The sequence below is a fragment of the Vibrio sp. A2-1 genome, assembly GCF_021728355.1.
Taxonomy (GTDB): Bacteria; Pseudomonadota; Gammaproteobacteria; order Enterobacterales; family Vibrionaceae; genus Vibrio; species Vibrio splendidus_K.
The window spans coordinates 376,457-389,389 of record NZ_JAKKCO010000002.1; the positions used below are offsets into that span (position 1 = coordinate 376,457).

10 protein-coding genes and 1 tRNA gene are annotated in these 12,933 nt (G+C 43.0%); 5 read left to right on the forward strand and 6 right to left on the reverse strand.

The window, feature by feature from the left end; genetic code table 11:
- Positions 1-125 precede the first annotated feature (125 nt).
- The gene (locus tag L3V33_RS09320) at positions 126-968 is read left to right on the forward strand and encodes an ion transporter (protein ID WP_026012221.1); all 843 of its coding nucleotides are present in this window, start codon (positions 126-128) and stop codon (positions 966-968) included.
- A gap of 152 nt (positions 969-1,120) precedes the next feature.
- Here the strand turns inward: L3V33_RS09320 and asd are convergent, their stop codons facing one another.
- Positions 1,121-2,239 (reverse strand): aspartate-semialdehyde dehydrogenase, encoded by a 1,119-nt coding sequence (asd, locus tag L3V33_RS09325; protein ID WP_017079532.1) that lies wholly within the window; start codon positions 2,237-2,239, stop codon positions 1,121-1,123.
- Between the two features lie 500 nt (positions 2,240-2,739).
- Here asd and nhaC point away from each other — a divergent pair, with 500 nt between their 5' ends.
- The gene (nhaC, locus tag L3V33_RS09330; RefSeq protein ID WP_017079531.1) at positions 2,740-4,176 is read left to right on the forward strand and encodes a Na+/H+ antiporter NhaC; all 1,437 of its coding nucleotides are present in this window, start codon (positions 2,740-2,742) and stop codon (positions 4,174-4,176) included.
- A 103-nt stretch (positions 4,177-4,279) separates the two neighbouring features.
- Here the strand turns inward: nhaC and L3V33_RS09335 are convergent, their stop codons facing one another.
- The 3 genes from L3V33_RS09335 to yejK form a co-directional block, all read right to left on the reverse strand.
- A complete protein-coding gene (locus tag L3V33_RS09335) occupies positions 4,280-5,458 on the reverse strand; it encodes a chemotaxis protein (RefSeq protein WP_237290283.1) in 1,179 nt (392 codons plus the stop codon).
- Between the two features lie 76 nt (positions 5,459-5,534).
- Positions 5,535-6,905 carry an Hpt domain-containing protein gene (locus tag L3V33_RS09340; protein WP_237290284.1) on the reverse strand — a complete coding sequence of 457 codons (1,371 nt, stop codon included), beginning with the start codon at positions 6,903-6,905 and terminating at the stop codon, positions 5,535-5,537.
- 105 nt (positions 6,906-7,010) lie between these two features.
- On the reverse strand, positions 7,011-8,015 hold the full coding sequence (gene yejK / locus L3V33_RS09345) for a nucleoid-associated protein YejK (protein ID WP_017079528.1): 1,005 nt from the start codon (positions 8,013-8,015) through the stop codon (positions 7,011-7,013).
- Between the two features lie 84 nt (positions 8,016-8,099).
- On the opposite strand from yejK, the gene L3V33_RS09350 reads away from it, so the two are divergent.
- The 3 genes from L3V33_RS09350 to L3V33_RS09360 all read left to right on the forward strand — a co-directional run bounded on the left by L3V33_RS09350 (position 8,100) and on the right by L3V33_RS09360 (position 10,393).
- Positions 8,100-8,327: a YejL family protein gene (locus tag L3V33_RS09350; protein WP_004734063.1), complete on the forward strand. Its 228-nt coding sequence runs from the start codon at positions 8,100-8,102 to the stop codon at positions 8,325-8,327.
- Between the two features lie 28 nt (positions 8,328-8,355).
- The gene (locus L3V33_RS09355; RefSeq protein WP_237290285.1) at positions 8,356-10,164 is read left to right on the forward strand and encodes a DUF3413 domain-containing protein; all 1,809 of its coding nucleotides are present in this window, start codon (positions 8,356-8,358) and stop codon (positions 10,162-10,164) included.
- Positions 10,165-10,302: 138 nt separating this feature from the next.
- Positions 10,303-10,393, forward strand: a tRNA-Ser gene (locus L3V33_RS09360).
- A 655-nt stretch (positions 10,394-11,048) separates the two neighbouring features.
- Here the strand turns inward: L3V33_RS09360 and L3V33_RS09365 are convergent.
- Both L3V33_RS09365 and L3V33_RS09370 read right to left on the reverse strand, forming a co-directional pair.
- A complete protein-coding gene (locus L3V33_RS09365) occupies positions 11,049-12,233 on the reverse strand; it encodes an NnrS family protein (RefSeq protein ID WP_237290286.1) in 1,185 nt (394 codons plus the stop codon).
- A 37-nt stretch (positions 12,234-12,270) separates the two neighbouring features.
- Positions 12,271-12,714: an Rrf2 family transcriptional regulator gene (locus L3V33_RS09370; RefSeq protein ID WP_004734067.1), complete on the reverse strand. Its 444-nt coding sequence runs from the start codon at positions 12,712-12,714 to the stop codon at positions 12,271-12,273.
- Positions 12,715-12,933: the final 219 nt, after the last annotated feature.

A 12,933-nucleotide genomic window follows, 5' to 3' on the forward strand; every position in this document is an offset into this window, starting at 1 on the left:
AAAAAGGGCAACCACTACTGAACGATAGATGAGGCGAGTAAAGCAATTGGGCTTTCACTCGCCTCGTTATTATGAAGCTTGTATAATGATTGTTAATGCATTTAACAGAAGATGAATCTTTCCTTATGTCACGCAAGCCACTCAAGCATCATTTGTACGTCATTATCTTTGGTACTCACACGCCAGCCGGACGTGCATTTGATATCTCTCTGATCGTTGCAATCTTGGCTTCGCTGTTGGTTCTGATCTTAGAGTCCATCCCTAATGTGATGACCGAATGGTCACAGCAGCTGCGTTATATCGAATACACCTTTACAGCCCTCTTCACTCTTGAGTATTTATTAAGGCTCTATTGCTCTCCGAAACCAAAATCTTATGCCACCAGCTTTTATGGTGTCGTTGACCTATTGGCGATTCTTCCAACCTACCTAGCAATCATCTTCCCAGGCGCTTCATTTATGGGTGTAGTGAGACTGCTGCGTGTCATGCGTATCTTCCGAATTCTAAAACTAGTTCGCTACCTGCAAGATTCCAATATCTTGTTGCGCTCACTGTTGATGGCACGACGAAAGATACTGATCTTCTTCAGTACAGTGGGTATCTTGGTCGTTATCTTCGGCGCTCTGATCTTTGTTATTGAAGGACCAGAAAATGGCTTCACCAGTATTCCCCACAGTATTTATTGGGCAATTGTAACCATCACCACGGTTGGCTACGGTGACATGATCCCTCAAACCGCGTTAGGTAAAGCGATCGCTTCGCTTACCATGCTATTGGGTTACTCTATCCTAGCCGTCCCAACGGGTATCATTACCGCAGAACTCAGTAATGAAATGAACTCACACAAAGAGTTGGTTAAGTGCCCGAACTGCAACCGCGCTGGCCATGATTCGGATGCCATGTATTGCAAACACTGTGCGAGTGAATTGGCAGACCCAGACAAGCGTGTCGTCACCGACGAGAAATAAAAGCAGACACGAGATTCGAGTAGCGAGATGCGAAGAGATTTAAGGACAGTTTCGAGGGCCGAATAACGAGATATCAATAAACTAAAAAGGGTTGACGTTTATCGTCAACCCTTTCGGTTTATCAGCTAATAGAATTTAAGCAATCTTGCCTATTACGCTTTCTCAGCAAGGATAATGCGCAAAGTACGACGTAGTGGTTCTGCAGCACCCCAAAGTAATTGGTCACCGACAGTGAACGCGTTCAGGAAGTCGTTACCCATAGACATCTTACGCAGACGACCTACTGGTACAGACATAGTACCTGTTACTTTCGCTGGTGTTAGCTCCTGTGCCGTGATGTCACGGTCATTAGGAACCACTTTAACCCAATCATTGTGCGTCGCGATGATCTCTTCGATCTCGTCCATTGGCACGTCTTGCTTAAGCTTGATTGTTAGTGCTTGAGCATGACAACGCATTGCACCGATTCGTACACAAGTACCATCAATAGGGATTGGCTGACCATCTAAGCCAAGAATCTTGTTCGCTTCAACACCTGCTTTCCATTCTTCTTTGCTTTGACCATTTTCACGCTTCACATCGATCCAAGGGATTAATGAGCCCGCAAGCGGAGCACCAAATTGGTCTGTTGGGAATGAAGATGAACGAATGGTATCAGCGACTTTTTTATCAATATCAAGTATGGAACTTGAAGGGTTTGCTAGCTCTGAACTTACGCTATCGTTGATCACACCCATTTGTGAGATCAGTTCACGCATGTTCTTAGCACCGGCACCAGAAGCCGCTTGGTAAGTCATGGCACTCATCCACTCGACCATGCCTTTCTCGTAAAGGCCACCCAAAGCCATAAGCATTAAGCTCACAGTACAGTTACCACCAACGAAAGTGTTAGTACCGCCGTGAATGCCTTGCTGAATTTGAGCCAAGTTAACAGGATCAAGAGTGATGATTGAATCAGCGTCCATACGCAAAGTAGAAGCTGCATCAATCCAGTAGCCTTTCCAACCTGCTTGACGCAGTGCTGGGTATACTTTTGATGTGTAATCGCCGCCTTGACAGGTAATCACAGCATCAAGCTGTTTTAGGCTATCAATATCAAAAGCGTCTTGAAGTAGACCCGCATCTTTACCACCTAGAACAGGGGCAGGAATACCAATCTGAGATGTGCTGTAATAAACAGGCTCAATCAAGTCGAAGTCTTTCTCTTCAACCATACGTTGCATTAGTACAGAACCAACCATACCGCGCCAACCAACTAGACCTACTCTCATCGCTCACTCTCCATGTATAAATTAAAAATTGCTCTCCCCCATCTATAAGTTTTTCAGAAACAGAACTCAAGCGCTTTTTGTCAAAAAGTGTAACTTTTTCGTTTCTTTTAAGTGAACGTAATGAATCGTGCAGTTATCTCTGTATCGACATTCAATGTCTGGACCATTGTTAAAGCACCCATTATCGTCAAATTCAAACATTTACATCGCCAAAACCGCTTGAATCGACACCCATCACAAACAGTAAATCCCTCTTTTAATCCAAGGTTAATCAGAATTATATTTTACAAAACGAAAACAACGTGCGACAAACTTCAACATGTAACAATCATGAATTTAACAAAATTTCAGATTATGAAACCACAATTGATTGAGTTAACAGTCAAATATCACAACTTTGGCGTATTTTTTCGATATAATAAACTAATTACTGTAGTGTCCGTTTTGCACCACACACTATAACGAAGCACTATAAATGCTCGAATTAACAAGAGGCTTTTATGAAGCAGAGTAAAACTCGCCTACCGAACCTATTACAGGTATTCATCGCGTTAGGACTATTTCTATCCCTTGCTTTTTCCTTTACAGCAAAGCTTGACCTTCCAATTCAACTTGCCTTGTATATTGGTTGGTTCATTATCATGGTTCTTGGTATTCGTCTTGGCCACGAATACAAAGACTTAGAAAAAGCAGCACTCAAAGGAATATCCAATGGCTTAGGCGCGGTTTTAATACTTTTAGCCGTTGGCGCTCTTGTTGGTACTTGGATCTCAGGCGGGATCGTACCTACTATCATTTACTATGGTCTGAAAGCTATCCACCCTTCTATCTTCCTTTTAGCGACCATGATCATCTGTTCTCTAACCGCATTGGCGACCGGTACGTCTTGGGGTGCCGCGGGTACTGCAGGCATCGCGATGATGGGTATTGGCCAAGGCTTAGGTGTTCCAGCACCAATTACAGCGGGTGCGGTGCTATCAGGCTGTTACTTCGGTGACAAGATGTCTCCACTTTCTGATTCAGTGATTCTGGCTTCTTCAATGTCTGGTGTCGAAGTGGTTGAACACATCAAAGGCATGCTGCCTGTTGCGCTAATCAGCTACATTATTACTGGCATCATGTTTACTGCGTTTGGTTTCCACTACGCAGGTAATGTTGACATGAGCCAAGTAGATTCTGTCATCAAAGCAATGGAAGTTCAGTTCTACATCACGCCTTACTCATTCGTTCCAGTACTGATCGTGCTTGGCCTGTTGGCTTTCCGTATGCCTTCATTCCCAGTAATCAGCTTTGGTTCTCTGCTTGGTATTATCTGGGCAGTCATGATCCAAGAGATCGATTTCCTAACGGCATTCAACACTGCTTGGGCACCGTTCTCTATCTCATCTGGCGTAGAATTCATTGATTCAATTCTTAACCGTGGTGGCATGTCTTCAATGCTTGGTTCGGTCGCGGTTATCGTATTTGGTCTAGGTTTTGGTGGCTTACTGGATAAAGTGGGCGTACTAGAGACAATTGCTAAAGTGTTCGAGCGCCGTGTAAACAGCGCAGGTTCTCTAGCAACCAGCACCATTGGTACGGCTTTCATGGGTAACGTGTTCGGTTCTGCGATGTACGTATCATTAATCCTTACGCCAAAAATCTGTGCGAAAAACTACGACCGCTTGGGCTACAAACGTAAGAACCTATCTCGTAATGCTGAGTTTGGTGGCACGTTAACGTCAGGTATGGTTCCTTGGAGTGATAACGGTATCTACATGGCGAGTATTCTAGGCGTTGCAACGCTATCTTACGCACCGTTCATGTGGCTAAGCTTCATCTGTATCATCGTGACTATCGTTACCTCTTACATGGGTTGGTTCGTTGATAAGTGTGAACCAACAGCACCAGCCGTTGAAACTGAAGAAGCGGCAGAGCTTACTAAGCAGCAAGCATAAGTTAATACCTCAGAGCTTTAGAAAGTAAGTACAAAAACGTTAATGATATAAATGCAAAAAGAGCGCCCTAGGGCGCTCTTTTTTAATCTACTGGTTTATCTATTTATCTATTTATGGTTCGCTTACCCAGCCAGTAACCGATGCCTAACGGTGCAAAGAACACCACTAAGATAAACAGGATGAAGTAGATAATCACACCTTTGATTAACTCCATCAGTTTATCAATAGCAAGTACCACTACCTCTTGAGATACGCGGTCAAGGTCTTGCGTAAACAACTCCCTCTCTGAAGTCACGATACCTGCAATCTCAATGCGCTCTTTCGCAATCATCTCTACCAGAGCTTCTCTTTCACGTGTCACCATTTTTTCTAACGCTACACGCTCTTCAGTGAGCATCGCTAATTTCTGGTCTGTCTTGTCGCTAAGATCGTTGAGTAGAGGCTGCATTTCTGTCGACATAATTGAAGCCAGTGTTTGCATGTACTCAGGGTTGTTCTCGATGAAGTCTTGCATGCTTGCTGACGTTTGACGAAGACTTTCTAATGTCATAGACAGGTCTTCACCCGTTAGCGAACTGTTTAACGCAACCAGCTCCGCTTTCCAAGACATTAGTTTAGGCGTCTGGTCAGCCATCAAACTTAAACGATCGGATGCGTCACTCATTGCTTCTGGCATGGTGCCTAAGCTCTGGACAATTTGCGACTCGTCTTTACCTAGATAGTTCAGCCATTCACGGTAAGCGGGGGTGATTCTGAATGTGAGGTCTTTAAATGGGTGGCTAGCAGCAAACTGCGCAACGAACACTTTGCTGTTCTTGAAATCACTCGAGCTCAATACACCCTTTGCCAGTTTTTCTGCTTCTTGATCAAGAAAACGAGCAGTCTCTACCGCATGATCCGTCGCGAACAGATCCGCACCATCGCCTTGGCGATAAAACTGATTCATTTGGGCAGTGAACACCCACGAGTCGATTAAGGCAGACATCGGTGAAGTTTGATAAGCCGCTTGCTGTAAGCCCTGCTCCGCATGGATCTTCCAAAGCAAGACATAAGATTGATGTAAGGTGTCATCAGCAGGGTAAGATTGAGCAATGAGATCGGCAGAGTCTTCTACTCGCATAAAAAACATCTTGGCGTATTCACGCGTCATGATTCGAGCATTCAGCTCTTGTTGAGTGAGAGGCGTCGTCTGAGTATCTAACTTAACTTCTAATAGAGAACAACCACTTAGCGCAATACTAAGCACCAATACCATCCAACGTCGACTCGAAAATCGTAACATGTAAACCTCTGACAAAGACTAAGGGCGCGGATTGTATGAGCACTTCGTCAGAGTATTGTCAAAATTCCTACAAAAGTTAACGCTGCTTATCTAAATATTCAAACGCAGCATCTATAGAGGCTTTTATTGCCGCCTCTAGTTCTTCTAAATCGTGTTCACTGATCGCTCTCGACTGTTTCATTGTCATTTCAATAGTTGCTGCAATGATCGCTAATCGAGACGCTTTGATACTGCCTGCCACACCTTTTAAGCTATGTACAATACGAGCAGCAGAGGTTTCATCTTTAGTGAGAAGAGATTTGAACTTCGTGTAATCATCAGCGTGATCTTGTACAAAGACGCCAAGTAGCAATTCGACAGACTCAGCATCACCATCAAGCGTTTCTAGCATGTCTTCAATATCAATCGCAGGCTTTGAATCAGTGACACTTGCAATGTGTTTCTCTGCCACTGGAGCTTCCTCTGTATTCTGCTGAACAATTTCCTGGCTTGTTACGTTAATGCCCTCTTGAGGTTGAAGGTCGGAATGTTTGCTCGTTGGCGTAATCTTCAATACGGAAGGGTCACTAGTTGGTTGTCTCACCGCAGAGAGAGCATTTTCCTTACTTGAATCAGTTACTGGTTCAGGGCTCAGTTCATTGTCTGCTTGTTGAATCAATTTTCTCGATCTAACGCCCCACAACACTAATGTGATCATCGTTACCAAGCTTAAACCTAGCATCACTAGCAATAGGTTAAACTGACGGTCATGGAACTCAGCTTCAAGTTTAATGATCTGTTCGTTCACCGAGTTTTTCTTGATTTTATCGACTAAATAATTGAGCTGAGCGTAATCACTCAACAACGCTGAGGCATCAGCCAATAACTGTTGCAGTGCGTCTTGCTCTTCAGTTTTTAATGAATATGATTTTTCTAGAATGGAATCAAACGCACGATAAGTCGCTGACGAGCTTTGATTGTCAGAATACATCGCTTCAAAGACAACAACGCCGAATTCATTGAGTAGCGGTTTTAGTTTAGGGGAAAGCTCTTTATCAGCGCGCAGTATCTTAATATTGTCAACGATGTCTTGAACCTGATTTTCTATCGGGATGAACTCATCAAACTTTTCTAGGAATTGATCGGCTACGTAAAGCAGTTGATTCACATCAGGGCGAAACAAGGCGTGTTGAAAATCAGATTCAATCTGCAGTCGGATCGAATAAACCAACTGAGCATCAAGTGCTAACTCATTGATACGAGAGACTCGCAGCGGCTCAGAGAAATAAAGCGATTGCCTCAATTCATTGACGCGAATACCGAGTTCTTCAATTTGAGCAAGAGAATTGGTGTAGGAACGGCTTAGATTAAGGAGAGCCAATGAAGGAAGTAGCCACAGAGCCAAGAGCACAACCAAGAAAGTGGCCGGTTTTTTAAAGCGTTTGGGCTTTGCTACTGATTGTTCCATCTATATTCCTTGTGCGTGTTAACTTGAAGCCATGACACTAGCTAAAAGACTAAGCACAAAACAAGCGACAACATCTTGCTGCCGCTTTTACTCATTAACTTCGGACTATGACTTATTGCGAGTCAGTTGGTCACGTAAGTTCGGTGGAGTGCCTTTAATCGTTAGCGTGTCTGTCTCCGGATCGTAAAAGATACGTTCGCCTAGAAGCAGACTATCAAAACTAACATTCAAACCGCCACCAGCACCAACAAATTTTGTTAGTTTACGCATAGTTGCGCGATCAGCGGGGAAACTGTCTTCTAACTCGTAGCCTTGCTCACTAGTATAGTCAAAGAAGCTTGTACCATCAGTGCTTGCTGGCAGTTCTCCAGAAAGTTCACGAACTTGAACTTCATCGCCCGCTTTTAGCTGTTCGTTACAGTAATCCGCAACCTGCTTTTTATAGCTGATCGCTTCTTCTTTTTCTAACTTAGAGTCTGAAACGAAATCTTCTACCGCTTGCATCAGTACTTGGTTTTGCTGTTTCGCATCCAAACCGACTTCAGCTTGTAAGAAATCTAAGAAGAAATCCGCGACTTTACGGCCAACACGTCCTTTAATGTAAGTTAAGTAACGGTTTGACTCTTTGTCTGTGTCGTATGTTGAAAGGTCAAGGCGCGCCACAATATCCATCTTTGAGATATCAAGGTAATCAGTCGCACTGATGTCTAACCCTTCAGTCACTTTCAAACTTTGGTTCGAAGGCAGTAAACCGATGAAAAGGTAGTCTGTCGCCAGTGATTGGTATTCAGCGAGTACCAAAGTGCCTTCGTCAGCAAATGGGTATTTCGATAACTCATCTTTTAGACGTAGCGCACTTTTTTGAGAGAAATCATAGAAACTTTGCTCTCCCGCTCGAAATTCATGCAACGACTGCTGGAATTCGCTGTCGGATTTGAAAGAACCAAACCCTTTACCTGCTTTTGAATTAAAAACACGGTGAAGTTCAGCAACTAGGCTTTCAGATGAAGCATCGTTCTCTAGAGATTCAGCACGATAGTTAACAATCAGTTCATCCTGATCGTTCTTGCTCAGCTGGTGTAAAATTACGTTGGAAAGGTGAAGGCTCATAGTGAAAATATTACCGTTCAGGTTTCAGTTGTCGTGCATAGTAGGTTATCATAAGCCGCTTTTACTATCATTATTAGAGTCCTTATGCCGATTATATCTAAATACACAGATGATCAAGTTGAAAAAATCCTAGCTGAAGTAGGTGCTGTACTCACTAAGCACAAAGCTTCACCAGAACTTTCACTGATGATCGCTGGAAATATCGCAACCAATGTCTTAAATCAGAATGTTGCTGCTTCACAACGCAAAGGAATTGCTGAAAAATTTGCCGAAGCTTTAATCTCTTCTCTTGAAGATAAAAAGTCTCACTAAATTTGATTGACGGATAAAAGAATTATAAATGGTAGACAGCGCAAACTCATATAGCGATCGCGTATCTCGACTTGTTGGTTGGGGTCACTGGTTTGCATTTTTCAACATCATTGCTGCGATGTTGATTGGTACTCGTTATATTACTCAATCTGCTTGGCCAGAAACCCTATTGGGTCAGTTTTATTTGGCTGCATCTTGGGTTGGTCATTTCGGCTTTTTAGTATTCGCGCTTTATCTATTAGTGCTGTTTCCGCTCACTTTTATTCTTCCGTCGAGGAAGTTATTACGTTTGGTTGCCGTTTGCTTTGCAACCATAGGTTTAACTGTCCTACTGATTGATACCCAAACGTATCAAAATATAAACCTCCACCTGACACCTGTCGTGTGGGAGGTTTTATTTAGTGGAGAGGAGTCTGCATTCACATCTGATTTGCAACACCTCTTCATTGTTATGCCACTTATCTTCTTATTACAGCTAGGTCTGTCTGAGTGGGTTTGGCGTAAGCAACGTAAACTGTCTCATAAACACATTGGCCGTCCGATTACTGCCGTCTTCTTCTTGTGTTTCATCAGCAGCCACTTGACTTACATGTGGGCTGATGCGTATTTCTACAACCCAATTACTAGCCAGAAAGCGAACTTCCCACTGTCATACCCAATGACAGCGAAAAGCTTTATGGAAAAACATGGCCTATTAGACCGTGAAGAATATTTACAGCGTTTAGAAGCCAACAAAGAGAACGTAAACTTAGTTAGCTACCCGCTCGAAAAAATTCAATACAACCGCCGCAGTGATGATCTTAATATCCTGATGGTGAGTGTAAACAACCTTCGCTCTGATGCACTTAATGCCACAGCGATGCCAAACAGCTATGCCTACGCACAACAATCGATCAACTTCACCAATCACTACAGTTCAAGTAACGACATGTTTGGTATCTTCGGTTTGTTCTATGGCCTTCCAAGCAGCTACGCAAGCAGCATCGAAGCTCAGGGTTCAAGTGCAGTACTGTTGGACGTTTTAGATAATCACAATTATAAGTTTGCGGCTTTCAGTGGCGACAACTTTGACGATGCACTTTACTCGGAAATCATCTTCCGAGGCCGTGATGTTATGCCAGAGCAAGCAACTTATGATGACAAAAGCGCGATACAAGCTTGGTCTAACTGGATTCAATCACCACAAGCTAAACGTCCTTGGTTTAACTTCATTGAGCTGACCACGCTGGATAACTTCTCTAGCTACGATTCAAGTTCAGAGTCAGACTCAACGTTAACGACAGCAGAACGTTTTGCTGCAGACTATCAAAAGTCTGCTCAAGCAGCCGATGCTCAGCTAGCAACAATCTACACTGAACTGGAACGCTTAGAGCTAACCGACAACACGGTGGTTATCATTACCTCTAATCACGGTAGCGAGTTTAACGAAACTAAGACCAACAGCTGGGGCGCAAACTCCAACTACAGTCGTTATCAGTTACAAGTGCCACTGTTTATCAGCTGGCCTGGTAAGTCTGCTTCTGAATACACTCACCGTTCTAGTCATTTAGACGTGTCCGTAACGTTGATGCAAGAGCTATTGGGCGTATCTTCAAACCCAACAGATTTCAGTAGCGGTCGCAGCCTGTTTAATGAGCGTAAAAGAAAGTGGATTCTCGCGGGTGACTCACGTGAACTTGCCCTTGTTACCGACCAGCAAACCACTGTGTTAGATAAATTTGGTAACTACAAGTTGTATGACCAAAACTACAAACGCCTAAAAGATGTAAGCCCTCGCTTACCAGTATTAATGCAAGGCCTGACTGAGTTACAGCGTTTCTACACAAAAAATGATTAAATAGTCATCAAACAGAAAAGGGAAGCTAATGGCTTCCCTTTTTTATTGCCGCTAATGACTAGAAAACAAGCAACCAAACAAGATTATGATAATTAAGGGTTTACAAGGCACTCTCCCCCTTATATTATTCACGCCAATGGAGGGATGGCTGAGTGGTCGAAAGCACCGGTCTTGAAAACCGGCAACCGTTAATAGCGGTTCTAGGGTTCAAATCCCTATCCCTCCACCACATTAAAGAAAGCCGCTGAGAAATCAGCGGCTTTTTTGCGTCTGACGTAAAGTGAATCGAATCTAAAGTTTAATATTCAACTATTCCCCAAAGACAGATTGTTTGGTTCATTCTGAACAGTTTAAAGCCCTGTTACGACTCTATAACTGTTTGAATATCACTGGCTAGCTCAATTTATATTCTCTCCGCACTCCAGTCATCGATACATACCTTAGACCAAACTTATCTGCACAGCGCGTTCATTCAATATGACTAGACTGGTGGTGCATGCCAATCGGGTACAGTTACTCGCTAGAGAGTCAGAATTCACTGCAGGCTCGAATAGTGTTTAGGCTTGTTTCAGGCACTCATCATAAATCCATAAAAATAAAAAAAATCCAGAGGCTTCATCTAAGTCTCTGGATTTCTAAATTTGGCTTGAGCGCTACTTTAATTAAGCGTTTTCTTGCTTAGTCTCTTGCTGCTCTGCTTGTTTCTTTTGTTCAGCTTCATTTGCTTTTTCTTCGTGGTTTGAACCACCACATCCGCCACAACAGCTCATAATCATACTCTCTTTGATTGTGTTTAAGTCATTCACTGCAGACATAATATTAAAGATGCATTTTAAATGCAACTTTAAAGTCATCAATATTGAACATTCGCAACTTGTAGTAATTTAAGCTTTTGGTTTTATTAAAATTGGTAAGTACAACACAACGAAACAACTGTATGCAGCGACCCACAGAGCGCTGGATAAGGTGATGATAGAGACAATATCATGGGTAAAGTATCCACCAAACACTCGAACAATAAAGGCAAAAACAATGGCGATTAACGCCGCAGTCATTATTTTACCAATCGCAATAGTTCGGCCTGTATGCCCTAAAGACACACGTGAGATCATTGATAAGATCATCACTCCCATTCCACCAACGGTTAATGCATGAATCGCTTGTGATTGTGTGACCAATGACGAAATGATCGAAACACCATACAAAACCAACCCTAACGAAATGGCCCAGTAGCTTAAGTGTAGAGACCACACAAGAGGAGTCTTAAAAGCAACCCATATTTTCCACCTTACTGCCCTAATCGCATTTGCCGAGCCACTGACAATAAACACGAAAGCAACGAGATTTTGTGGAACTGGAAGTATCTGAAAGCTCAACACAACGGCGAAAATCGTGCTCACGATGCTCAGCTTTTCAAGCCATGGTAATGCAGGGGTTCGTGGTGTCTGTGTGCCATTAGCGGTAAACATAGGAAAAACTCGTCCACCCATAATGCACATGACTAGAGTCACCAACAGCACCATGCTTGTGCTAGCTTGTGACATTAAGAGTGGCTGCTGAAATAGAACACCATAGTGCATCGCAGCATTGGCAAAGGTCATAAGCAGCAGAATAGGAATGAACAACAGATTTCGCCAAAGCTTCACACTGACAATATTGTGGGCAAGATAAATTACAGCGATCGGTAAAAACAGTAAATCGAGTACAGCCACCAGCCAAGGGCTTAGAACCTCAGGTAGGAACATGGCTATTCTCGCACACAACCATAGAGCCAGAAGTATCATTAACCCACGTCCGTTAATACTGCGGACACCCGTCCAATTTTGTACGGCCGTCAGCAAAAAACCAACCACAACAGTGGCTGCAAAGCCAAACAACATTTCATGAATATGCCACCACATTGCACCGCCATAAACATTTAAGGTTGCGCTGCCATTCCAAAAAGCAGCCCAACCAACTAATGCTGCAATACTAAAAAGTGATGCAAACAAAAAAAACGGTCGAAACGCGAGTTCGAAAAATGCCGTCATTGAAACGCCATTGTTGGGGTTTTGATTTAAATTTTTCATCATCGTAAACCTAGTGAGTAAACAAAACTTGCTTACTTTAAATAACTTCAACCGCCAAGAGTTGCCCTAGCTTGTAGCTGTGTCCTTCGCCAAGGAGATCTTGTAAGCTATAAGCGTCTAAGCTTTTGTAAAAACACTCTTGAGCTTCAGCAAAGATAGTTTTCAATTGGCAATTTGGTGTAATGACACAGCTATTATCCTCGCCAAAACATTCAACCAAGTTACGTTTGTCTTCTAACTCTCGAACTAACGTACCTATGTTGATCTGACTTGGATGGCAACTGAGTTTCAAACCACCATTTTTTCCTCTTGTGGCGATCAGATGTCCTTTGAGGTTGAGTTGCTGAACGATCTTCATTAAATGGTTTTTAGAAATACCATAACTGTTAGCAATGTCGCCGATGGTGCTAAGAGATTGGTTGTTGATCGCTAAATAGATCAGAACTCGTAGGGAATAATCAGTGTAACGTGTGATATGCATGGTGGGATATTTCACTCTATAAGATGCATTCATTATGAATCTTATAGACAGCAAAGGCAAGTTAACCCTAATGAGGAATGGTGGCTACACACCAAAAGCCAAGGCTTCGGTCCTAATTACGTTCCTCACATCAGTTGTATTCGATCCTTTCTCCATTTTCCTTCCTCAAAGATACCCAATCCCTTAAGTCGAAACGATCAAGAACATTTTTCGATGTAT